Source organism: Salinicola endophyticus, from assembly GCF_003206575.1.
Lineage (GTDB): Bacteria > Pseudomonadota > Gammaproteobacteria > Pseudomonadales > Halomonadaceae > Salinicola > Salinicola endophyticus.
Window position 1 is genome coordinate 82,775 of the sequence record NZ_PZJO01000008.1, and the last position, 22,499, is coordinate 105,273.

Consider the following 22,499-nt stretch of genomic DNA (forward strand, 5'->3'; position numbering starts at 1 on the left):
TCGGGGACTCCCTGTTCCGGTGCGCCACAGGCCGTGGCCAACAGTAATAGCGCGCTCATGAGCGGTCGAACTCTCCGACCTGGCCAATTTCCGCGGCACCGCGTTCGAGAACGCCACGCTGTGGGCCGGCAAGCGTCTCGACCGCAACAACTTCGACGTCCACTGGATCGACAGCGACGTGGTCAAGCTGGCCGGCGTCGGCGGCGGGGTCTACGACGTCGCGCTGGGCGACGACGACTTCTGGGCCACGCTCAACGCGCGCCTGGGATCACGAGCTCAACGACTTTGCCAGCGACGTCGCGTTCGGCGAACAAGGCTACAGCGGTGGACAGTGGAGCTTCGGCGTGCAGGCCGAAACCTGGTTCTGAGACAGATTTCCCAGCCCGACATGGGCGTTGGCGTACCGGAGGAGGATAATGGCCACGCCGCCCGCTCACGGGCGGCGTTACCGCCCACCTGGCCGAGGCAACGATGAGCCCGTTCAAGACCCGCGCCCTGGAGTATCTCGATGCCGTCGTCCATCACGGTTCGCTGCGGCGTGCCGCGGCGCATCTGGGGGTCAACCCCTCGGCGCTGAGCCGCCAGCTGCGCGGGCTCGAAGAGGAGCTGGGAACCGCCGTGCTGGCGCGTGCGGCACGCGCCACCCTGACCCCGGCCGGCGAGCTGCTGCTGCGCCACTACCGTGATCAGCGCGCCGCCGAGCGCGCCACCCTGTCGCGTCTCAACGCGCTACAGAACCTCGAGCGCGGCGAGGTGCGCGTCGCCGTGGGTGAAGGCTTCATCGCCGACCTGATCTCGACGCCGCTGCAGCACTTCCTCACCACCTACCCCGGGTTGGAGATCGAGGTGCGCATGGCCGGGCTCTCCGAGGCGATGATGCTGGTGAAGGAGGACGCGGTGGATCTGGCGCTGCTGTATGCACCGCCGGAAGATCCGCAGTTGATCTCGCACATCGACCGCCGCCAGCCACTCGATCTGATCCTGCCCGCCGGCCATTCCCTGGCGGCAACGACCACACCGCTACCGCTGGCGGCGATCGCCGAGCATCCGCTGGCGCTGATCGATGGCCACACCGGTATGGGCCAACTGGTCGGCATGGCGCTCTATCAGGCGCACCTGGCGTTCCGCCCACGCATGAAGACCAACTCGGTCTCGGTGCTCAAGAACTTCGTGCGCTCGGGGCTGGGCGTGGCCTTCATGCCCGAGCTCAGCGTGGTCGAGGAGATCGGCGAGGGCAGCATCGTGGTGCGCGAGGTCGAGCCGCGTCTGCTCAGCGACGCCCGCACCCGTATCGTCAGCCAGGCCGAGCGCCCGCTGACGCTGGCGGCCCAGGCCTTTATCAAGCATCTGCGCGCCAGCATGCGCTTTTTCAGCGGCGACGCCCCGCGTGTTGCCTCAAAAGCAACAGGCAAGACATTGAAAGGGCAACGAGGCAACAGCTAGGGTAGCGTTGGCAGTGCGGCCTGCGCCGCACTGCCCCGGTTCACCCGACAATGACTCTTGCGACGACTTTTCAGACACCGAGTCCTCCGACAACGAGTCCTCCGACAATAACAAGGAGAAGCCCCATGCCCCTGTCCAAGCGCCGCCTTGGTGGTCTACAACAGGCCCTGCTGGCCGCCCTCGCCACGGGTCTGCTGGCCGTGACCAGCCCGGTCAACGCCGCCACCACGCTCAACCTGAGCTACAACGGGCCGCCCGACGCCGACAAGAACGCCGTGCATCTGTTCGCCACCAATCTCAAGCGGCTGGTCGAGGAGAAGAGCGACGGCGACATCCAGCTCAAGCTCTACCCCAACTCCATGCTCGGCGAGGAGCAGGAGCGCATGGAGCAGGTGATCAACACCCCCAGCCTCAATATCGCCTCTTTCGCCGGGCTGTCGCCGATCGTGCCCGAGATCTATGTCAGCGCGATCCCGTTTCTGTTCGAGGACTATCAGGCCGCCCACCGCTTCTTCGACGAGGGCGAGTACTGGAAACAGGTCGAAGGCGCGCTCAAGCAGCGCACCGGGGCCGAACTGCTGGGTGTGATCGAGGAGGGTGGCTTTCTCGACTTCACCAACTCCAAACGTCCGATCCATAATCCGGACGACTTCAAGGGGCTGCGCTTCCGCGCCATGGACCCGAGCCAGGTGGCGCTCTACGAGGCGTTCGGCGCCTCCGGCACCCCGATCCCCTGGAGCGACACCTACATGGGGCTGAAGACCAACGTCGCCGATGGCCAGATGAACCCGCCGATGTACATCATCATGGGCAGTCTCTACGAGGTGCAGAAGTACCTGACGCTGGCCAACGTGCAGTACTCGGATCAGTTCCTGGTCGCCAACGGGAGCTGGTACGAGGGCCTCTCCGACGCCGACCGCCAGGCGCTCGACGCCGCGGTGAAGGAGGCCAATGCGCTCAACCGCGAGGATGTCGAGAAGCGGGTCGACGCGCGTATCCAGTTCCTGGCCGATCAGGGCATGGAGGTGATCGAGCCTTCGGCCGAGGATCTCGCCGCCTTCCGCGACAAGGGGCAGCCGGCCTATATCCGCTGGCTGCAGAAGGATCAGGGCATCGACCGCCAGTGGATCGAGACCGCCCTCGACGACGCCGGCCAGCAAGGACTGCTCTCCCAGTGATAGCGCGCTGACCGCGCCCGCCCTTCCCTCCTACTGCCAAGAGGCGCGCGCCGCGGCGAACTGCCGGCGGCGCGCGAAGCCACCATGTTCCGAGATACCCTGCTGAGCCTGCTGGGGCGACTGACCACCGCGCTGGGCGGCGTGGCGCTCGTCGTCACCCTGATCGACATCCTCTACGGCGTCGTCACGCGCTACCTGGTCGGCCAGGCGCCGATCTGGAGCGACGAGCTCGCCCGCTACTGCCTGATCGCCTCGACCCTGCTGATCGCCGGCAGCGTCTGGGTGCGCGGCGAGCACATGCGCGTGGCCCTGCTCGAGCGCCACCTGGGCAACACCGCCCGCCGCCTGCTGCTGGGCTACCAGTGGCTGCTGACCCTGGCGCTGGCCGTGGCGCTCACCTGGTGGAGCTGGCACTACGCGCTCTCGGTGGGCTACTTCACCTCCCAGGGCCTGGGGATCAGCCGCACCATTCCCATGCTGGTCATGCCGCTGGGCTTCGGCCTGCTGGCGCTGCAGGTGCTGCTGTACGGCCCGCGGGCGCTGCCGCAGCCCGGTAGTGACGAGAGCACCGATAGCGCAGCGACCCCGCCGGAGGCCCGCCCATGATGGTCGCGACCATGTTCGCCGCGCTGCTCGCCAATACCCTACTCGGCCTGCCGCTGTTCCTGACCCTGATCGTCACCGCGCTGGTGGGCTTCGTCTTCATCGATCCCGGCCTGGTCGCGCGCATGCTGCCGCAGCAGTTCTTCGGCGGGCTCAACAGCTTCTCGCTGATGGCGATTCCGCTGTTCATCCTCGCCGGCAACCTGATGAACGCGGTGGGCATGACCGAGCGCCTGATGCGCGTGGCACGGCTGTTCGTCGGCCATCTGCGCGGCGGGATCGGACATGTCAACGTGGTCGGCAGCGTGTTCATGTCCGGCGTCAACGGCTCGGCCGCGGCCGATGCCTCGGCGCTGGGCTCGCTGCTGGTGCCGGCGATGACCCGCGAAGGCTACTCCACCGCCTTCGCCGCCGGGCTGACCGCCGGCAGCTCGCTGATCGGCCCGATCATCCCGCCGAGCATCTTCATGATTCTCTACAGCGCCCAGACCAACACCTCAGTGGGCCAGCTGTTCCTCGGCGGCGTGGTACCGGGGCTGCTGCTGGCGCTGGCATTCATGACGATGAACGCCATCCATGCGCGCCGTGTGGGGCTCCAGCGGCGCGCCTCGCTGCCCGCGCGGGCCGAGATCGGCTCGGCGCTACGCGGGGCCATGCCGGCGCTGGTCGCGCCCTTCATCATCGTCGCCGGCATCGTGCTGGGGCTGGTCACACCGACCGAGTCCGGCGCGCTGACGGTGCTCTACGTCGCCCTGTGTGGCCTGGCGCTGAAGGCGCTGTCGCCGGCTGCCTTCTGGCGCGCGGTGGTCGAGACCACCCGCCTGAGCGCGGCGATCTTCATGATCATCGGCATCTCCTCGGTGATCAGTTGGGAGCTGGCCTACGCCCAGGCCCCGGAGCGCTTCGCCGGGCTGCTCGAACCCTTCATCGAGTCGCCGATCCTGGTGCTGCTGATGCTCAGTGCGATCACCTTCGTCACCGGCATGTTCATGGAAGAGGTCTCGGCGCTGATGCTGCTCTCGCCGGTGTTCACGCCGGTGGCGCTGGCCGCCGGTATCGATCCGGTGGCGCTGGGCGTGATCATCACGCTCAACATCACCATCGCCCTGATCACGCCGCCGATGGGTGCCTGCCTGTTCATCGCCGCGGCGGTCAGCCGGCTCGATATCACCGTCCTGTTCCGCACCATCTGGCCGTTCATTCTCACCGCGGTGAGCGTGCTGCTGCTGCTGATCGTCTTCCCCGGCCTGATTACCTGGCTACCCCACACTCTGGGCTGATTGCATCTTGGACACCCTTCGCTCGACCGTGACCGACCCCACCCTAAGCCCCATCCCGGCGCCGACCGACCCGGACTGGACGGCGATCGGCGCGCTGCCGATCGCCGACGCCGGCGGCGGGCTGATGCCCCTCGGCCTGGCCACCCCGACCCTGCGCACGCTGCCGATCTACCACGCCCTGGGTGTGCCCGGCGCGGTGCCCGAATGCTGGGCCCGCGAGGCGGTCTACCGCCGCCTGCTCACGGTGGCCCGCCGCCTGCCCGCGGGCCTGGGGCTGGTGGTGCTGGATGCCTGGCGCCCCTATGCCGTGCAGCGTTACCTCTACGACACCTTGATGGGTCTGATCGAGATCCGCTACGCCGATCACGACGAAGCCGAACGCCGGCACCTGGCACGCGCCTTCGTCTCGCCGCCCAGCGTGAACGCCGAACGTCCGAGCCCGCACCTGACCGGCGGCGCGGTGGATGTGGCGCTGTGCGACGCCGACGGCGTGCTGCTGGAGATGGGCTCGGCCTTCGACGAGGCGTGCGCGGCGTCGCATACCGTCCACTTCGAACACGCCGCCGACAGCGAGGCCGCGCGCACCTGCCGCGCGCGCCGGCGTATTCTCTACCACGCCATGATCGAGGCCGGCTTCGTCAATCTGCCCAGCGAGTGGTGGCACTACAGCTACGGCGATCAGATGTGGGCCTGGTATCGGGACACGCCCCAGGCACTGTTCGGCCCCAGCGCCCCGGACAGCCTGGAAGCGCGCTTCCAGCGCTCGCTGGGGCTGCCCCAGGTACGCTGAGCGGAGCGTACCTGCGCCGCCTGTGCTACCCGCCCGGCGCGCAGGGTGGTGGTTACCCGCCGGGGTCGTCTGTACAGGATGACGGGCGGTGTTATGATCGAGAATCATTTTTGTTCGCCCGCGGATTCTCCCTCCATGCCCTGCCGCTACCCGTCATGACCGCCTCCGTTGCCGCCTCGTCCAGCAGCGCCGATCGCTATCTTTCCCGGCGCCGGCGCCACTATGCGCTGATCGCGGTGACCGCCGTGCTCACCTGCCTGTCGCTGCTCGCCGATGTCGCCATCGGTCCCGGGCACTATCCGCTGCCGGCGGTGGTGGCGGCGATCGTCTCCCCCGACAGCGCACCGACCACGCTGGCCATCGTGGTGTGGGAGATCCGCCTGCCGGTGGCGCTGATGGCGGTCGTGGTGGGGCTGTCACTGGCCAGCGCCGGGGCCGAGATGCAGACCATCCTCAACAACCCCCTGGCCGACCCCTTCACCCTCGGGGTCTCCGCCGCCGCCAGCTTCGGCGCAGCGCTGGCGATCGTGCTCGGGGTCGGCCTGCTGCCGGGCGGCGAGGCACTGCTGACCACGCTCAACGCCTTCGTCATGGCGATGCTCGCGTCACTGCTGATCTGGCTGGTCAGCCGGCTGCGCGGGGTCAGCGTGCAGACCATGGTGCTGATGGGCATCGCGCTGATGTTCTTCTTCAACGCCCTGCTCGGCGTGCTGCAGTACGTCGCCTCGGCGCAGTCGCTGCAGCAGCTAGTGTTCTGGTCGCTGGGCTCGCTGTCGCGTACCAGCTGGCCCAAGGTGGGCATCGCCTGCGCCGCGCTGGCACTCACGCTACCGGTCTTCTTCATCGCCGGCTGGCGCCTGACCGCACTGCGCATGGGCGATCTGCAGGCGCGCGCCATGGGCATCGATGTCCCCCGGCTACGGCTGCTGGTGCTGCTGTGCTGTTCGCTGCTCGCCGCCACCGCGGTCGCCTTCGTCGGCACCATCGGCTTCATCGGGCTGGTGGGGCCGCATATCGCGCGGCTGCTGGTGGGTGAGGATCAGCGTGTCTTCCTGCCGCTCTCAGCGCTGGTGGGGGCGCTGCTGATGTCACTGACCTCGATCGCCTCGAAGACCCTGATCCCCGGCGTGCTGCTACCGATCGGCATTCTCACCGCACTGATCGGGCTGCCGTTCTTCGTCTCGCTGATCATCAAGAGCCGGCGCGAGGTGTGGGGATGACGCTGACGGTAGAGGCGCTATCGGTGATACTGGGGCGCACGCCGGTGCTGCAGGCGGTCACCGGGCTGCGCGCCGCCCCCGGCGAGGTGACCGCGCTGATCGGCCCCAACGGCGCCGGCAAGTCGACCCTGCTCAAGGCGATCGCCGGGCTGGTGCGCTACCACGGCGAGATTCACCTCGAGACACAGGACCTGGCCGGGCTGGCCCACGCCGAGCGCGCGCGGCGGGTCTACTATCTGCCCCAGGAGAGCACCACCCGAGCTGCGCTGAGCGTGTTCGAGGCAGTCCTGCTGGCGCGGCGCACCACCCATCCGGCGCGCGGCCGCGAGGATCTGGAGCGGGTCGAACGCCTGTTGCACACGCTGGCGCTGACACCGCTGGCCGAGCGTGACCTGGGCCAGCTCTCCGGCGGCCAGCGCCAGCGCGTGGCGATCGCCCAGGCGATCGTGCGCGAGCCACAGGTGCTGATGCTCGACGAGCCGACCAGTGCCCTCGACCTGCACCACCAGCTGCAGGTGCTGGCGTGGCTGCAGGCCACGGCCCGCGATCAGAGTATCGGCGTGATCATCGCCATCCACGATCTGAGCCTCGCCGCGCGCTTCGCCGACCATCTGTGGATGCTGGGGGCCGGCGGCCGGGTATGCGCCACCGGCACGCCACGGGAGGTGCTCAATGCCGCCCGGCTGCGCGAGGTCTACGCCATTCACGCCCACGTCGAGTGGCCCGCGAACGAACCACCCCGGGTAACACCGCTGGCGGCACTAAACCCGCTCGGTGGTGTCAAACTCTGAAGGCGCAGAATCGCCAGCGCCCCTCCCCTACGCCCCTCAGTCGGGACACAGGTAAATGGATGTTGTGATACGAAAGAACCCGTATTCTCGACACCCATGTCTTTTCACAATCGAAACCCTCCAGGCACTCCTCGGAAAACCTCTTTACCCATTCATTTCATAGAGATACCCGAAAGAGCTCTCTCTATCCGCATAACCCTACGACCTTTGTCTCACATCCAAGATGTTCACTTTCGCGCAATAATGATTCAAAGCGAATCATTAGAGAGCGAACTCGAACATGCGGACAGACACCTACGACCTGATTGTCATCGGCGGGGGGATCAACGGCGCCGGCATTGCACGAGATGCCGTGGGTCGAGGGCTGTCGGTACTGCTGGTCGAAGCCGATGATCTCGCCAGCCACACCTCGTCGGCCTCCACCAAGCTGATTCACGGCGGCCTGCGCTATCTGGAGCAGTACGAGTTCAGGCTCGTGGCCAAGGCGCTCTCCGAGCGGGAAGTCCTGCTCAAGATGGCGCCCCATATCATCTGGCCAATGCGCTTCGTGCTTCCGCATCAGAAGCACCTGCGACCGGCCTGGATGATCCGCACCGGCCTGTTTCTCTATGACCATCTCGGCGGCAAGCAGTCGCTGGCGAACTCGCACGGCATCAAATTCGCCGACCATCCGGCCGGTGTCCCGTTGAAAGCGGCGTTCACCAAGGGCTTCGTTTATTCGGATGCCTGGGTCCAGGATGCCCGGCTGGTGGTGCTCAACTGCATGGACGCGGCCGATCGCGGCGCGCGGATCATGACCCGCACCCGGGCCGAGACGGCGACACGCAGCAGCGATGGCTGGGCGGTCTCGCTGAAGACCGCCGAAGGCGAAACCCTCGAGGTGCACGCACGCGCCCTGGTCAACGCGGCCGGCCCCTGGGCGGTGCGCTTCCTGGACGATATCGCCGCCCAGAACCACCCCTACTCACTGCGCCTGATCAAGGGCAGCCATATCGTGGTCGAGCGCCTGTTCGAGCATGACTACGCCTATATCTTTCAGCAGCCGGATGGCCGCATCGTCTTCGCCATCCCCTACGAGCGCGACTTCACCCTGATCGGCACGACCGATGTCGAACACTCGGGGGCGCCGGGCAAGGTGGCGATCGAGCCGGACGAAATCGCCTACCTCTGTGAGTCCATCAACCGCTATTTCGAGCGCTCGATCAGTGCCGACGACGTGGTCTGGAGCTACTCCGGCGTGCGCCCGCTGCTCGATGATCACGAAGACAACGCCAGCGAGATCACCCGCGACTACCGCATCCAGCTCGACACGGCCGGTGGCGCGCCACTGCTCAACGTCTTTGGCGGCAAGCTGACGACCTATCGCCGGCTGGCCGAGGATGCCGTCGACCAGCTGGCACCGACGCTCGGCCAGCGCGAGAAGTCCTGGACCCACAACGGCCATCCGCTGCCGGGCGGCGATGACGCCAATCCGCAGCAGCTCGTCGCGTCGTTGCAGACTCGCCACGCCTTTCTGCCACCGGCGATGGCGACCCGCCTGGTATTCAACTATGGCACCCGAGCGCTGACGATCCTGGGCAAGGCCAAGTCCCTGGCCGACCTCGGCGAACACTTCGGCGCCGATCTCTATGCCGCCGAAGTCGATTACCTGTGCGAACACGAATGGGCGCGGACCGCGGAAGACATTCTCTGGCGCCGCTCCAAGCTAGGGTTGCGACTCGACGACCGCGAGCAGCGTCGACTCGCCGACTATCTCGCAGCATCCGCTGCCCACACGGAGGAAGAAAAAGCGTAAACGTCCACCCAGTCACGCTCCGGCCATCGGCTTCACGATCGATCCGTCACCGCCGTTCAGGTCCGTTCGGAGCACACCACATCTAGACGAGTATCACGGGAGTCCTATGGGAGTCATAGAAAAGATAGTGCTGCACGAGATTGCCGGTACGGCCTGCATGACGCTGCTCGGCTGCGGCGTGGTCGCCAACGTGCTGCTCAAGAAGACCGGCGGTCACAATGGTGGCCCGCTGCTGATCTTCTTCGGCTGGGGACTCGCCGTCTATTGCGGCGTGTGGATCGCGTTCGATACCGGGGCGCATCTCAATCCGGCCATCACACTGGCACTGTGGCTGGGCCCGGCCACGGAGTACGCGAAAGGCATTCCCATCACCCTGGACAATACGCTGGCCTACTTCACCGGCGAATTCGTGGGTGCCTGGCTGGGTGCGGTGCTTTGCTACCTTTGCTACAAGAAACAATACGACGACACCGAGGATGCCACCACCATCCTGGCCACCTTTTCGACCATCCCCCAGATCCGGTCGCGTGTCTGGAACTGCGTGACCGAAGCCATCGGGACCTTCGTGCTGGTGTTCGTCGTCATCATGTTCGGCCATACGCCCAACGGGTTGGGGCCCTTGGCCGTGGCGCTGCTGGTGGTCTCGATCGGCGCCTCGCTGGGCGGGCCCACGGGCTATGCGATCAACCCTGCCCGCGACATGGGGCCGCGTCTGGCCCACGCCATGTTGCCCATCAAGCACAAGGGCACCAATGACTGGGGCTATGCGTGGGTGCCCTTCGTCGGCCCGATCACCGGCAGCATCCTCGCTGCACTCGTCGCAACGGTCTATTGAGCTGCAACGGGCTCTTCAGAGACACGTCGCCTCACCATTCGGAAGGAGAGATCTCCCATGAGTGACAAGAAGAAATACATCCTCGCCATCGACCAGGGCACCACCAGCTCGCGAGCCATGCTGTTCGATCACCAGGGCAAGATCGCCGGCCTGGCCCAGCGCGAATTCGAGCAGATCTTCCCGCGGCCGGGCTGGGTCGAGCACAACCCGCGCGACATCATGACCAGCGTGCTGACCACCCTGACCGAGGTGATCAACAACTCTCAGGTCAACGTCGAGGAGATCGCCGGTATCGGCATCACCAATCAGCGCGAAACCACGGTGATCTGGGACAAGCACACCGGTCAGCCGGTCTACAACGCGATCGTCTGGCAATCCCGCCACTCGGCCGAGATCTGCGACGAGCTGCGTAGCGCCGGCCATGCCGACAAGGTCCGCGACAAGACCGGCCTGGTGATCGATGCCTACTTCTCGGGGACCAAGATCAAGTGGATCCTGGATAACGTCGATGGCGTCAGGGAGAAGGCCGAGAAGGGCGACCTGCTGTTCGGCACCATGGACTCCTGGCTGATCTGGAACCTGACCGGCGGTGCCGAGCACGTCACCGACGTGACCAACGCCTCGCGCACGCTGATGTTCGATATTCGCGAGCGCCGCTGGGACCCGGAGCTGCTGGAGATGCTCGGTGTGCCGGAATCGATGCTGCCCGAGGTCAAGTCCTCCAGCGAGATCTACGGCTACATGCTGCCCAAGTTCCTGTTCGGCACGGAGCTGCCGATCGCGGGCATCGCCGGCGATCAGCAGGCGGCACTGTTCGGTCAGGCGTGCTTCAAGCCCGGCATGGCCAAGAACACCTACGGCACCGGCTGCTTCACGCTGATGAATACCGGCACCGAGGCGACGATCTCGGACAACGGCCTTCTGACCACCATCGCCTGGGAGATCGATGGCGAGGTCGAGTACGCGCTGGAAGGCGCGATCTTCGTGGCCGGTTCGGTGGTGCAGTGGCTGCGCGACGGGCTGCGCATGCTCGGCAAGGCCTCCGACTCCGAAGCCTACGCCGAACGCGCCGGCGACAACGAGGGCGTCTATCTGGTGCCGGCCTTCACCGGTCTCGGCGCGCCCTACTGGAACTCCAATGTGCGGGGGGCGATGTTCGGCCTGTCGCGCGGCACCAGCAAGGAGCAGTTCATCCGCGCGGCCCTCGAGTCGATGGCCTACCAGACCGCCGACGTGCTCACGGCGATGCAGGCCGACGCGGGTATCGACCTGACCGAACTGCGCGCCGACGGTGGCGCCATCACCAACAACTTCCTGGCCCAGTTCCAGGCCGATATCCTCGGTGTCGACGTGCTGCGCAGCGAGATCAGCGAGACCACCGCACTCGGCGCGGCCTACCTCGCCGGACTGGCGCTCGGATTCTGGGAATCCCGCGAGCAGATCTCCGAGCAGTGGGCGATCGAACGCCGCTTCGAACCGGCCATGCGCCAGGATCGACGCGACGCGCTCTACGACGGCTGGAAGCGGGCGGTACAGGCGACCATGGCATTCCAGGTCGCTTCATAAGCGTCCCGCACCTCGCGTCGGAACCGACAGGGCCCGAGTCCTCTCAGCCGGGAGGCTCGGGCCCTTGTCGTCCCATCGGCCGGACACACCTCCACCCCCACCTGCCGCCAGGCGCTTCCACTTCCCAGTACGCCCCCAAGACGAAGCGCCCTCAAACCCGGATAATGGCCGCCATCCACCTCCCGTCGGTCACGGAGGTCAGCCACTTATCAACGCGGTCTCTCTCCATGGAAATCAAGGTCAACTATCTCGACAACCTGCGCCAGGAAGCCAAGTTCGACGACTTCACGGTGATCACCGACCAGCCGATCCGCTACAAGGGCGACGGCTCGGCGCCGGGTCCGTTCGACTACTTCCTCGCCTCCACGGTGCTCTGCGCGGCCTATTTCGTGCGGGTCTACTGCAACGCCCGCGAGATCCCCACCGAGCACATCCGGCTGTCGCAGAACAACATCGTCGACCCGGAGAACCGCTACAACCAGATCTTTCGCATCCAGATCGAGCTGCCGGCGGACATCTCCGACAAGGATCGCACCGGCATTCTGCGCTCGATCGAGCGCTGCTCGGTCAAACGGGTGATCCAGAACAACCCCGAGTTCCAGATCGAGGCGGTGGAGAACATCGACGAGAACGCCCAGGCGCTGTTGATGGGCGGCTCGCTCGACAAGGACGCCGAGAGCCAGGAGACCTGGATCGAAGGCAAGGACCTGCCGCTGGAGCGCACCATCGCCAACATGACGGGCATCCTCGAGGCGCTCGGCATGAAGATAGAGATCGCCTCCTGGCGCAATATCGTGCCTCACGTCTGGTCGCTGCACATTCGCGATGCGGCCTCGCCGATGTGTTTCACCAACGGCAAGGGGGCGACCAAGGAGGCCGCGCTGTGCTCGGCGCTGGGCGAGTTCATCGAGCGCCTCTCCTGCAACTTCTTCTACAACGATCAGTTCTTCGGCAGCGAGATCGCCGCCAGCTCGTTCGTCCATTATCCGAACGAGCGCTGGTTCCAGCCGGGGCCGGACGACGCGCTGCCCAGCGAGATTCTCGATGACCACTGCCGCGCGATCTTCGATCCGGAGGGCGAGCTCAGAGGCTCGCACCTCTATGACACCAACTCCGGACGCACCGACCGCGGCATCGTCTCGCTGCCGTTCCAGCGCCACTCGGACGGCGAGACGGTATGGTTCCCCTCCAACCTGATCGAGAACCTCTATCTCAGCAACGGCATGAGCGCGGGCAACACCATCGCCGAAGCGCAGGTGCAGTGTCTCTCCGAGATCTTCGAACGGGCGGTGAAGCGCCAGATCATCGAGCAGGAGATCGCGCTACCGGACGTGCCCGAGGCGGTGCTGGCGCAGTACCCGACGATTCTCGAAGGCGTGCAGGCGCTGGAAGCCCAGGGCTTCCCGGTGCTGGTCAAGGATGCCTCGCTCGGCGGGCGCTTCCCGGTCGCCTGCGTCACCTTGATGAACCCGCGTACCGGCGGCGTGTTCGCCTCCTTCGGCGCGCACCCCAGCCTGTCGGTCGCCATCGAACGCAGCCTCACCGAGCTGCTGCAGGGGCGCAGCTTCGAAGGCATGAACGACCTGCCGCCGCCCACCTTCAACTCCCAGGCGGTGAGTGAACCGAACAACTTCGTCGAGCACTTCATCGACTCTTCCGGCGTGGTGTCGTGGCGCTTCTTCAGCGCAACGGCGGATGTCGACTTCGTCGAGTGGGACTTCTCCGGCACCAACGACGAGGAGGCCGAGCGCCTGTTCGCGATTCTCGAGCAGGAGGGCCTGGAGGCCTATGTCGCCCTCCACGATGACCTCGGCGCCCCGGTGTGCCGCATCCTGGTGCCCGGTTACTCCGAGGTCTATCCGGTCGAGGATCTGGTGTGGGACAACACCAACATGGCGCTAACTTTCCGCGAAGATATTCTCGCGCTGCACGCCCTGGATGAGGCGCAATTGACCGATCTGCTCGACCGCCTGGAGGAGAGCGAGCTCGACGAGCAGATGAAGATCGTCACCCTGATCGGGATCGAGTTCGACGACAACACCGTGTGGTCGGAGCTGACCATCGCCGAGCTGAAGTTGCTGATCCAGCTAGCGCTGGGCCGCCTCGAGGACGCCCTGGACGGCGCGCAGATGTTCTTGCAGTTCAACGACAACACCGTCGACCGCGGGCTCTTCTATCAGGCGCTGTCGGCGGTGCTCGAGATTGCCCTGGACGACGATCTCGACCTCGACGACTACCGCCACAACCTGACCCGGATGTTCGGCGAGGCGAAGATGGCGGACGCCATCGGCGCGGTGGAGGGCTCGGTGCGCTTCCCCGGGCTGACACCGACCAGCCTTGAGCTCGACGGCATCGAGCGCCACCAGCGCCTGCTCGAGAGCTATCACAAGCTGCATGCCTGGCGGGCGACGCACCGGGGCTGAGCGCCTCCAGCCCCCCGCCGCCCTCTCTCGAGGTGGCTGCGGGGGGCTCGTGCGCCCTGGCCTTAACTCCGCCGCGCCAGCTTCTCGATCATCCAGCGGTGAATCGCGCTCTCCTGGGTGCGCGGATGCCAGGCAACGGCCACCTCGAACGTCGGCGTGGCGAAATCGATGGTGAGCGGCGCCACCTTGGGATTGGGCAGCAGCCGCGCGGGATAGAAAGCGATCAGGTCGGTGGTGTAGAGCACATCCGGCGCCGCCTTGAACGTCGGCACGGAGATGACGATATGGCGCTCCAACCCCTGGTCGGCGAACCACTGATCGTGGGAGCCCTTGAGCGCCGAACGTGACGGCGAGACCACCAGCTGCGGCAATGCGGCGATCTCCCCGATCGACAGCGTCCGGCCGTGCAGCGGCGAACAGGGGCTGGCGACGCAGACGTGGCGATCGTCGAAGAGCGTGAGATAGGGCAGCGAATCGGGCAGAAAGTCCGGGAACGAGAGCGCCAGATCGAGCTCCCCCGACATCAGCTTGCGCTCGACCTGATCACTCTCGAAGGGCTGCACGATCAGCCTGAGAAACGGCGCCTGCTGACGCACCTCGCGCAGGAACGCCGGCAAGATCGCCTGCATCGCATAGTCGGTCGCGCTGAGCGTCACCACGCCCTCGTAGGTGGCCGGGGTGAACTCGACCGGCGCCAGCAGCGCATCGATCTCGTGAAGAATCCGCTCGACCCGCTCGCCGAGTTCGAGCGCCAGCGGCGTGGCGGTCATGCCGTTGCCCTGACGCAGAAAGAGCCGGTCGTCGAAGAGCTCGCGCAGCTTGCGCAGCTGTTCGCTGATCGCCTGCTGGGTCAGCCCCATGCCGACGGCGACGCGGGAGAGATTGCGTTCGCGCAGCAGCGCCTGGAGTACCCGCAGCTGCTTCAGATCGAGCCGATTGAGCCGCCCGGCACGTCGCGTGCGTTCTCCTCCGCCCGGCCGCCTGGCGCTGTCGCTTATCTCGTGTTTCTCTCCCTCGCGCCCCTCTCCCCCGAGACCCTCTCCCCCGCGACTCCCTCGATCGCTATCGCCCTCCCTGTGCTCATCTTCCACGCCCTCACCATTCATATTGGTAACCTTTACAAAGAAACATTGTTTCTAATGGTAGCTCGGACTCCTTACCCTCTCGCCATCGAATTCGACCGAGAGGCGGCAGGCAGGCTTCGCCGCCACGACGTCCGGAGAGGGAAGAGAATGGATAATGCAGCACTGTTCGAAACGGTCGGCCTGGGGCCGTATACCCTGAAAAATCGCATCGTGATGCCGCCGCTGACGCGCTCGCGCAGCAGCCAGCCGGGCAACGTTCCCAACGACTGTATGGTCGAGTACTACGCCCAGCGTGCGGGTGCCGGCTTCATGGTCACCGAAGGTACACAGATCGAGCCGCGGGGCCAGGGCTACGCCTGGACACCGGGCATCCATTCGCAGGCGCAGATCGCGGGCTGGCAGGCAGTCACCGCAGCCGTTCACGCCCGCGGTGGCGTGATCTTCTCCCAGCTCTGGCATGTCGGGCGGGTTTCGCACCGCTCGCTGCAGCCGGGCGGCAAGGCGCCGATCGCACCGTCGGCGATTCGCGCCGACTCGGTCAGCGTCTTCGTCGAGACCGCACCGGGCGAAGGCATGCTCACCGCGCCGAGCGAACCCGAGGCGCTGACCACTGCCGGCGTCGAAGAGCTGGTCGAACGCTACGCCCAGGCAGCGCGCAACGCCCTGGCGGCGGGCTTCGACGGGGTCGAGCTGCACTGCGCCAACGGCTATCTGGTCAACCAGTTCATTTCCGAGCACACCAACACTCGCACCGACCGTTACGGCGGTAGCCTCGACAACCGACTGCGCTTTCTCGAGGAGATCGTCGACGCGGTGGCCGGCGTCTTCGGTGCGGAGCGCGTCGGCGTGCGCTTCTCGCCGCTGTTCGAGAGCACCGAGGAGGACCGTGTCTATCTGGGGCTGGTCGAGAGCGATCCGCACACCACCTACGTCACCGCCATCGAGCGCCTGGAGCAGGCCGGCGTCGCCTACGTGTCACTCGCCGAGGCGGACTGGGACAATGCGCCGGACCTGCCGGAGACCTTCTACCGAGCCGTGCGCGAGACTTTCTCCGGCTGCCTGCTCTATGCCGGGCGCTACACCCCCGAGAAGGCGCTCTGGATGCGCGAGCGGGGCTACGGCGATCTGTTCGCCTTCGGGCGTCCTTTCATCGCCAACCCGGACCTGCCCCAACGGCTCTACCACGGTTGGCCGCTGAACGACGTCGACCCGGCGACGATGTACGGCGGCACTGACGTCGGCTATATCGACTATCCCACCTACGCCGAGGCCACGCGCGAGGCCGCCGTTGCCACCCCGGCGGAGGTGGACGCAGCGCGATAGGGATGATGCCCCAGCGCGCCGCCCTAGCGACTCAGCCGCTGGCTTCGACGATATAGCGCGCGATCATCAGATCGAGATGGGCGCCACCGCCGTTCTTGTAGAGCGTGATATCGCTGTCGTCCCGGCGGCCGGGGGCGCCGCCGAGCAGCTCACGCAGATCACCCAGCACGTCGCTCTCCGCGATGGTGCCGGCGGCCAGCGGGATAGCCAGCTCGCCGATATGGCCCAGGGTGCTGTCGCGGCTGTCGACGAACAGCCGCGCGCGGGTCAGCAGGGCATCGTCGGCCTCGCGCATGTCGGCCTTGAAGGCGCCGATCAGATCGACATGGGTGCCGGGGCGCACCCACTCGCCGCGCAGAAACGGCTCCCGTGCCAGGGTGGCGGTGGCGATGATATCCGCCTGGCCGGCGGCCTCGGCCAGCGCGTTCGCTGTCACCACGGGCACGCGGTGGCCGGCATAACGTTCGGCCAGTGCCGCCGCCCGGGCTGGCGTGCGGTTCCACAGGCTGATGCGTTCGAGGGACGGGAACAGCGCGCTATAGGCCTCGATCAGGCTCGCCGCCACTGCCCCGGCACCACAGATCAGCAGTTGGCGGCTCTGCGGCCGCGCCAGGCACAGCGCCCCCAGCACCGAGTCGCTGGCGGTCTTGATCTCGGTGACCAGGCGACTGTCGAGTACCGCCTGCAGCCGGCCATCCTCGGGGGCGAAGTAGAGCATCGCCCCCTGCACCGTCGGCAGCCCGCGCGCGGCGTTGGCCTCGAATACGGTCACCGCCTTGGCGCCGTAGCCGAGCCCGGGGATGAAGCAGGAGCGGTTGAGTAGCGTGCCCTCGGCCGGGCCGAGAAAACTGTCGTCGATCTGCGGCGGTGCGCCCAGATGGCCCTGGCGCAGAGCCTCGACCGCGCCCGCCCACTCCAGCGCGCCGCGCGCGTCCTCATAGCCGATCTGGCGCATCCGTTGGCCCTCACTGCTGGTGTCGTATTGGTCGTCTCCGATCGACCCTAGCCAGTGTGGGTGCCGCAGCGCAAGCGCCGCTCAGGCAGGCTGGGCCTCGAGCAGGCGCACCGCCAGGTGTACGAAGTCCACCGACGAGACGATCCCCACCAGCCGCCCGTCGCCATCGACCACCGGCATCGCGCCCTGGCGATTGTCGAGCAGGGCGCGGCCGGCTTCGGCCAGGGGCGTCTCCGGCGTCAGCGTCGGCACGTCGCCGGTGAGCACCTCCTCGACCGGGATCAGGGCCAGGTGATGGCTCAGGCGATTCGACCCGTAGACATTGGTGATCTGCAGCGCCTCACGCAGCACCACCTTCTGATTGAGCATTCCCACCAGCTGCGCCTGCGCATCGAGCACCGGCAGATGACGAATCTTGTGCTCGCGCATCGCCTCATTGCCATCGTGCAGTGACTGGTCGAGACGCAAGGTAAGCACATCACGGATCATGATATCCGCAACGCGTTGGGGTAACGCCTGACTCATGCCGACTCTCCTTGAGTGACCTCCGAAGCCTTGACCAATCCTGCGATTGACCAACCATTCCGGTGATTATCGGCAGCCGGGCGGCGCAGCGTAGGCCCTAAATTAGTTCTTGTGCGAAAACCGCCTGCACTCAACGACTTCGCGCACCCAACCGGATTCCCCGCATCTGCCTTGCCTAGGCTCTGTACGAAAACTACCTGCGCTCGGCGGCATACAGCGGCGCTTCACGCTGTCGTCATCTGCCCCCACTAGCCTCTGGCGTAACGCCCGTGACCGCCCGAGGAGACGACACCATGCAGCCCACCAAGCCCCCCATCACCCGCCGCGACCTTCTGGCCCGAGGCGGCCAGCTCGGCCTTGCCGCCGTCGGCCTGCTCGGCGCCCCGGCCATCGTGCTCGCCGAGAGCCGCCGCCCGGCGCTCCAGGGGGGCGTGATGAGCGGCGACGTACTGCCCGACCGCGCCATGCTGTGGGCCCGCGCCGACCGCCCGGCGCGGATGCTGATCGAGGTCGCCGACAATCCCGACTTCCGCGCCGCCCGCCAGCTGCCCTGGGTCGATGTGCTACCCGACAGCGGGCTGATCGGCAAGCTCGATGCCACCGGGCTCGGCGGCATGCCGGAAGTCCACTATCGGGTGCGTTTCGCTGCTCTGGGTGACGCCCGGGCGGTCAGCGAGCCGGTGGTCGGCCGCCTGCGCCTGCCGCCGAGCACACCGCGGGATCTGCGCTTCGTGTGGTCCGGCGACGTGGTCGGTCAGGGCTGGGGCATCGATGAGTCCCGCGGCGGCATGCGCACCTGGGAGGCGATGCGTCAGGTGCGCCCGGACTTCTTCATCCACTCCGGCGACAGCGTCTACGCCGACGGCCCGCTGGCGCCGGAGGTCGCGCTGCCCGATGGCAGCACCTGGCGCAACGTGGTCACCCCAGCCAAGCAGAAAGTGGCCGAAACCCTCGAGGAGTATCGCGGCCAGCACGCCTACAACCATCTCGATGCCAACTTCCGCCGCTTTGCCGCCGAGGTGCCGATCCTGGCCCAGTGGGACGACCACGAGACGATCAACAACTGGTACCCCCAGGAGATCCTCGACGACGACCGCTATACCGAGAAGCGCGTAGCCCTGCTCGCGGCCCGCTCGCGTCAGGCGTTTCTCGACTACATGCCGCTGCGGCTGTCGGCGGCGGCGCCGCAGCGCATCTACCGCCGCTTCTCCTACGGCCCGGGCATGGAGGTGTTCATGCTCGACATGCGTAGCTACCGCGGCCCCAACAGTGCCAATCTTCAGGCCGAGAGCTCGCCGGCCACCGCCTTCATCGGCGAGGATCAGTTCCGCTGGCTGCACCAGGCGCTCAAGCGCTCCACCGCGACCTGGAAGATCATCGCCGCCGACATGCCGATCGGCCTGGTGGTGCCGGACGGCGACGACTTCGAGGCGATCGCCAACGCCGACCCCGGGCAGCCCCTGGGCCGCGAGCTGGAGATCGCACGCCTGCTCAAGGCGATCCGCGACGACGACATCGCCAACGTGGTGTGGTTCACCGCCGACGTGCACTACACCGCCGCCCACCACTACGCGCCGGAGCGCGCCGCCTTCAAGCAGTTCAAGCCGCTCTGGGAGTTCGTCAGCGGCCCGCTGCACGCCGGCACCTTCGGCCCCAATGACTTGGACGCCACTTTCGGCCCCAAGGTGGTGTTCCAGAAGGCGCCGCCGGCGGGCCAGAAGAACCTGCCGCCCTCGGCGGGCTATCAGTTCTTCGGCCAGGTCGACCTCGACGGCGCGAGCGAGACGCTGACGGTGACGCTGAAGGATAGCGACGGCACCGCCCTGCATACCCAGGTACTGACGCCCGAAAATCGCGCCTGAGTTCGTCGACTTTTCAGGCAGCACCTGGCACACAGCGCCGGCGTGGCAGCTCGCCCGCCGGCGCTGGCTCTTAGAACGCCTTTCACACCCCCTAGACGACGTGGGCTTGTCCGGCGACAGGACGTCGCGAGGGCGCTGTGACCCCCTCCCTGGGCGCTACCTTTGCCATCCCTGGCAAAGGACCCTCGCTTTGCCCTGCCACCAGCGCCCATCGTCAGAGGGGGTTGGAAACACCCTCTTAGACGTAGCGCGCCCGAAACTGCCACTCCCCCGGCCCCACCTCGTTACGAATCGCCGCCACCAGCGCCGGGTCGAGGCGCGGGTCGTCCAGCGCATACAGGCCGCACCCCGCCAGCGCCTGGCGCACGTTCAGTGCCCCCGCGAGGCGCTCGTAGACCACCCGCACGCTGCAGGGCATCCGCTCGCTGCTGTCCGCCACCCCGAGCTTGAGACCGGAGAGCCTAAAGACTTGACTCTTGAAGCTGGGGAACAGGATCGTCTGGGTGATCTCGTGGCCGTTGAGCGACTCGTGGTCGACCAGGAACAGACGGTCGCTCAGCAGCATCGCCACGCCGCGATAGCGGTTGTGACATAGCCGCCCACCGCCGACGGCCGGCATGCGCTCGGTGCGCTGGTAGACCACATCGTCGCCGTGGCGCTCGAGGCACACCAGCGTGCACAGCACGTGCCCGGGTCGCGACATCGCCAGGTAGTACTCGTGGTAGTAGCCCAGATAGCGCGACATCCCCTGGCGGCCCGTCTCCAGCAGCGCCGCCGGTAGCCCCAGGTCGGGAGCAGCGCCCTCGGCGTCTCCCTGCCCCGGCGTGCCGGGGCGCAGGCGCACCAGCGTCTGGAACTCGGCGTGGGGCAGCACGATCTCGTGGAGCTCGACCCCGAAGAAATCGCAGACCCGGCGCATGGTGTGGCCGGCGGGCCGGTAGCGCCCGCTGAGGTAGCGGTTGAACTGCGCCCGGTTGATCTCGAGCCGCCGGCAGACCTCGGCGATCGAGCGGTAGTAGCTGCACAGCAGCCGCAGATTGGCGGCGAAATCGTCCTGCATGAGAAGGGCTCACTGGAGACTGGCGCACTCTGGTGCACTGGGTGCGCAAAAGAGTGCGTCAGGCTGCAACAGGACGTCAAATTCCCCTCCGCTCAGCGAGTGATTAAATGCGTGGCGACGCCTCGATGCCGTCCACAACGACACGCTTCACGACGGCTCGTCCGCGATCACACGTTCCCCAACGACTCGTTCACGACACTCGTTCACAACAACACAAGAGCGGAGACAACGCATGCTGGATTTCCTCAACGACCTGCTGTGGGGCAAGGTCCTGCTGGTGCTGCTGATCGCCGTGGGCGTCGGCTTCACCCTCGCCTCGCGCTTCGTGCAGTTTCGCTACTTCGGCCAGATGTTTCGCATCCTCGGCGCCAGCCAGGCCTTCCGGCGCGACAAGCACGGCCATCTGAGCTCCTTCCAGGCGCTGGTACTGTCGGTGGCCGGACGTGTCGGCGGCGGCAACATCGCCGGCGTGGCGGTGGCGATCACCCTCGGCGGCCCGGGGGCCATATTCTGGATGTGGGTGGTCGGTCTGATGGGCATGGCCACCAGCTTCCTGGAGTGCACTCTGGCGCAGACCTACAAGGAAGCCGAGGCCGACGGCACCTACCGCGGCGGCCCTGCCTACTACATCTCGCGCGGGTTGGGGCGGCGCTGGCGCTGGCTGGCCGCGGTCTACTCGGTGCTGCTGCTGGCGACCTTCGGTTTCGCCTTCACCGCGCTGCAGTCCTACGCCGTGGCCACCTCGTTCGGCGATGCCTTCGGCGTGCCGGTGCTCTACAGCGGGCTGGGGCTGGCGCTGATCGTGGGTCTGATCATCTTCGGCGGTATCAAGCGTATCGCGCGCATCTCCGAGGTGCTGGTGCCGTTCATGGCCGGCGGCTATCTGCTGATCGCACTGCTGGTGCTGGGCCTCAACATCGAGAAGATTCCGGACGTGATCGTGCTGATCGTGAAGAGCGCCTTCGGCCTCGAACCGGCGATCGGCGGTGGTATCGGCGCGGCGATCATGATGGGCGTCAAGCGCGGCCTGTTCTCCAACGAGGCCGGCCTGGGCAGCGCGCCCAACGTAGCGGCGGTGGCCTATGTGCCGCACCCGGCCAACCAGGGCATCGTGCAGGCGTTCTCGGTGTTCATCGACACCGTGGTCATCTGCTCGGCCACCGCCTTCATGATCCTGCTCAGCGGCGTCTACGATCCGGCCTCGGCCAGCGATGTGGCGGGGATCGCGCTGACCCAGGCGTCGATGGCCGACCATGTCGGCGAGTGGGGGCGCACCTTCGTCAGTCTGGCGCTGCTGCTGTTCGCCTTCAGCACCATCCTCTACAACTACTATCTCGGCGAGAACAGCCTCAACTACTTCAGCCGCGACAACCAGACGCTGTTCAACGCCTTCCGCGTGGCCATCGTGCTGCTGGTGTGCTGGGGCGCGACCACCGATCTGGGCACGGTCTTCGGCTTCGCCGACGTCACCATGGGGCTGCTCGCGGTCGCCAACCTGGTCGCGCTGATCCTGCTGTTCAAGTCGGGGCTGCGCATCCTCAAGGACTTCGACGGTCAGCGGCGCCAGGGCATCGAACGCCCGATCTTCAACGCCAAGGACCATCCGGAGCTGAATCTGGACCCGCAGGCGTGGGAACTGGCACCGGAAGATCTCGAACGCGCCCACCGCACCCTGGGCAATACCCCCGCCACCAGCCGGGGCTGAGCCCCTAGATCACGGCCCCGCCCCCAGCGGAGCAGGGCCGTCTTCTGCCCGAGTGGCCCC

Annotated in this window: 18 protein-coding genes and 1 pseudogene; 15 read left to right on the forward strand and 4 right to left on the reverse strand. The window is 66.7% G+C overall.

Features of this window, described 5'->3' with window-relative positions; genetic code table 11:
• Positions 1 to 67: 67 nt before the first annotated feature.
• The 12 genes and pseudogenes from DOM66_RS20020 to DOM66_RS16080 form a co-directional block, all read left to right on the forward strand.
• Positions 68 to 475: pseudogene (locus DOM66_RS20020) on the forward strand (carbohydrate porin); the annotation flags it as partial.
• On the forward strand, positions 472 to 1,443 hold the full coding sequence (locus DOM66_RS16030) for a LysR family transcriptional regulator (protein WP_110690861.1): 972 nt from the start codon (positions 472 to 474) through the stop codon (positions 1,441 to 1,443). The pseudogene DOM66_RS20020 and the gene DOM66_RS16030, both read left to right, overlap by 4 nt.
• 125 nt (positions 1,444 to 1,568) lie before the next feature.
• Positions 1,569 to 2,621 carry a TRAP transporter substrate-binding protein gene (locus tag DOM66_RS16035; RefSeq protein WP_110690862.1) on the forward strand — a complete coding sequence of 351 codons (1,053 nt, stop codon included), beginning with the start codon at positions 1,569 to 1,571 and terminating at the stop codon, positions 2,619 to 2,621.
• An 84-nt stretch (positions 2,622 to 2,705) separates the two neighbouring features.
• The gene (locus DOM66_RS16040) at positions 2,706 to 3,227 is read left to right on the forward strand and encodes a TRAP transporter small permease (RefSeq protein ID WP_110678558.1); all 522 of its coding nucleotides are present in this window, start codon (positions 2,706 to 2,708) and stop codon (positions 3,225 to 3,227) included.
• Positions 3,224 to 4,504: a TRAP transporter large permease gene (locus tag DOM66_RS16045; protein WP_110690863.1), complete on the forward strand. Its 1,281-nt coding sequence runs from the start codon at positions 3,224 to 3,226 to the stop codon at positions 4,502 to 4,504. Before DOM66_RS16040 ends, DOM66_RS16045 begins: the two co-directional genes overlap by 4 nt.
• 7 nt (positions 4,505 to 4,511) lie before the next feature.
• Positions 4,512 to 5,294 (forward strand): M15 family metallopeptidase, encoded by a 783-nt coding sequence (locus DOM66_RS16050; RefSeq protein ID WP_245392464.1) that lies wholly within the window; start codon positions 4,512 to 4,514, stop codon positions 5,292 to 5,294.
• Between the two features lie 155 nt (positions 5,295 to 5,449).
• On the forward strand, positions 5,450 to 6,514 hold the full coding sequence (locus DOM66_RS16055; protein WP_110690894.1) for a FecCD family ABC transporter permease: 1,065 nt from the start codon (positions 5,450 to 5,452) through the stop codon (positions 6,512 to 6,514).
• A complete protein-coding gene (locus DOM66_RS16060; protein ID WP_110690864.1) occupies positions 6,511 to 7,305 on the forward strand; it encodes an ABC transporter ATP-binding protein in 795 nt (264 codons plus the stop codon). The genes DOM66_RS16055 and DOM66_RS16060 overlap by 4 nt, the downstream gene beginning before the upstream one ends.
• 280 nt (positions 7,306 to 7,585) lie before the next feature.
• Positions 7,586 to 9,100: a glycerol-3-phosphate dehydrogenase gene (gene glpD / locus DOM66_RS16065; RefSeq protein WP_110690865.1), complete on the forward strand. Its 1,515-nt coding sequence runs from the start codon at positions 7,586 to 7,588 to the stop codon at positions 9,098 to 9,100.
• A 127-nt stretch (positions 9,101 to 9,227) separates the two neighbouring features.
• Entirely contained in the window at positions 9,228 to 9,935 is a 708-nt protein-coding gene (locus DOM66_RS16070) for an MIP/aquaporin family protein (RefSeq protein ID WP_232825316.1), read from the forward strand.
• Between the two features lie 57 nt (positions 9,936 to 9,992).
• A complete protein-coding gene (gene glpK / locus DOM66_RS16075) occupies positions 9,993 to 11,501 on the forward strand; it encodes a glycerol kinase GlpK (RefSeq protein ID WP_110678565.1) in 1,509 nt (502 codons plus the stop codon).
• 227 nt (positions 11,502 to 11,728) lie between these two features.
• The gene (locus DOM66_RS16080) at positions 11,729 to 13,924 is read left to right on the forward strand and encodes an OsmC domain/YcaO domain-containing protein (protein WP_110690866.1); all 2,196 of its coding nucleotides are present in this window, start codon (positions 11,729 to 11,731) and stop codon (positions 13,922 to 13,924) included.
• Positions 13,925 to 13,986: 62 nt separating this feature from the next.
• Here the strand turns inward: DOM66_RS16080 and DOM66_RS16085 are convergent, their stop codons facing one another.
• On the reverse strand, positions 13,987 to 15,030 hold the full coding sequence (locus DOM66_RS16085) for a LysR family transcriptional regulator (protein WP_110690867.1): 1,044 nt from the start codon (positions 15,028 to 15,030) through the stop codon (positions 13,987 to 13,989).
• Between the two features lie 126 nt (positions 15,031 to 15,156).
• On the opposite strand from DOM66_RS16085, the gene DOM66_RS16090 reads away from it, so the two are divergent.
• Entirely contained in the window at positions 15,157 to 16,332 is a 1,176-nt protein-coding gene (locus DOM66_RS16090) for an alkene reductase (RefSeq protein WP_110690868.1), read from the forward strand.
• 31 nt (positions 16,333 to 16,363) lie between these two features.
• Here DOM66_RS16090 and DOM66_RS16095 read toward each other — a convergent pair whose 3' ends face one another.
• Together DOM66_RS16095 and DOM66_RS16100 are read right to left on the reverse strand one after the other, a co-directional pair.
• On the reverse strand, positions 16,364 to 17,287 hold the full coding sequence (locus DOM66_RS16095) for an ornithine cyclodeaminase family protein (RefSeq protein WP_110678573.1): 924 nt from the start codon (positions 17,285 to 17,287) through the stop codon (positions 16,364 to 16,366).
• A gap of 81 nt (positions 17,288 to 17,368) precedes the next feature.
• Positions 17,369 to 17,812 carry a CBS domain-containing protein gene (locus DOM66_RS16100; RefSeq protein WP_110678575.1) on the reverse strand — a complete coding sequence of 148 codons (444 nt, stop codon included), beginning with the start codon at positions 17,810 to 17,812 and terminating at the stop codon, positions 17,369 to 17,371.
• Positions 17,813 to 18,105: 293 nt separating this feature from the next.
• Here DOM66_RS16100 and DOM66_RS16105 point away from each other — a divergent pair, with 293 nt between their 5' ends.
• Positions 18,106 to 19,674: an alkaline phosphatase D family protein gene (locus DOM66_RS16105; protein WP_110690869.1), complete on the forward strand. Its 1,569-nt coding sequence runs from the start codon at positions 18,106 to 18,108 to the stop codon at positions 19,672 to 19,674.
• Between the two features lie 238 nt (positions 19,675 to 19,912).
• Here DOM66_RS16105 and DOM66_RS16110 read toward each other — a convergent pair whose 3' ends face one another.
• Positions 19,913 to 20,734, reverse strand: a complete 822-nt coding sequence (locus DOM66_RS16110) for a helix-turn-helix transcriptional regulator (protein WP_110678579.1) — start codon at positions 20,732 to 20,734, stop codon at positions 19,913 to 19,915.
• Between the two features lie 232 nt (positions 20,735 to 20,966).
• On the opposite strand from DOM66_RS16110, the gene DOM66_RS16115 reads away from it, so the two are divergent.
• Entirely contained in the window at positions 20,967 to 22,439 is a 1,473-nt protein-coding gene (locus tag DOM66_RS16115; RefSeq protein ID WP_110690870.1) for an alanine/glycine:cation symporter family protein, read from the forward strand.
• Positions 22,440 to 22,499 lie beyond the last annotated feature (60 nt).

Bases quoted from the DNA above. Each gene is read 5' to 3' on its own strand.
- DOM66_RS16030 (WP_110690861.1), top strand. From the start codon at position 472: ATGAGCCCGTTCAAGACCCGCGCCCTGGAGTATCTCGATGCCGTCGTC.
- DOM66_RS16035 (WP_110690862.1), top strand. From the start codon at position 1,569: ATGCCCCTGTCCAAGCGCCGCCTTGGTGGTCTACAACAGGCCCTGCTG.
- DOM66_RS16040 (WP_110678558.1), top strand. From the start codon at position 2,706: ATGTTCCGAGATACCCTGCTGAGCCTGCTGGGGCGACTGACCACCGCG.
- DOM66_RS16045 (WP_110690863.1), top strand. From the start codon at position 3,224: ATGATGGTCGCGACCATGTTCGCCGCGCTGCTCGCCAATACCCTACTC.
- DOM66_RS16055 (WP_110690894.1), top strand. From the start codon at position 5,450: ATGACCGCCTCCGTTGCCGCCTCGTCCAGCAGCGCCGATCGCTATCTT.
- DOM66_RS16060 (WP_110690864.1), top strand. From the start codon at position 6,511: ATGACGCTGACGGTAGAGGCGCTATCGGTGATACTGGGGCGCACGCCG.
- glpD (WP_110690865.1), top strand. From the start codon at position 7,586: ATGCGGACAGACACCTACGACCTGATTGTCATCGGCGGGGGGATCAAC.
- glpK (WP_110678565.1), top strand. From the start codon at position 9,993: ATGAGTGACAAGAAGAAATACATCCTCGCCATCGACCAGGGCACCACC.
- DOM66_RS16080 (WP_110690866.1), top strand. From the start codon at position 11,729: ATGGAAATCAAGGTCAACTATCTCGACAACCTGCGCCAGGAAGCCAAG.
- DOM66_RS16085 (WP_110690867.1), bottom strand. From the start codon at position 15,030: ATGAATGGTGAGGGCGTGGAAGATGAGCACAGGGAGGGCGATAGCGAT.
- DOM66_RS16090 (WP_110690868.1), top strand. From the start codon at position 15,157: ATGGATAATGCAGCACTGTTCGAAACGGTCGGCCTGGGGCCGTATACC.
- DOM66_RS16095 (WP_110678573.1), bottom strand. From the start codon at position 17,287: ATGCGCCAGATCGGCTATGAGGACGCGCGCGGCGCGCTGGAGTGGGCG.
- DOM66_RS16100 (WP_110678575.1), bottom strand. From the start codon at position 17,812: ATGAGTCAGGCGTTACCCCAACGCGTTGCGGATATCATGATCCGTGAT.
- DOM66_RS16105 (WP_110690869.1), top strand. From the start codon at position 18,106: ATGCAGCCCACCAAGCCCCCCATCACCCGCCGCGACCTTCTGGCCCGA.
- DOM66_RS16110 (WP_110678579.1), bottom strand. From the start codon at position 20,734: ATGCAGGACGATTTCGCCGCCAATCTGCGGCTGCTGTGCAGCTACTAC.
- DOM66_RS16115 (WP_110690870.1), top strand. From the start codon at position 20,967: ATGCTGGATTTCCTCAACGACCTGCTGTGGGGCAAGGTCCTGCTGGTG.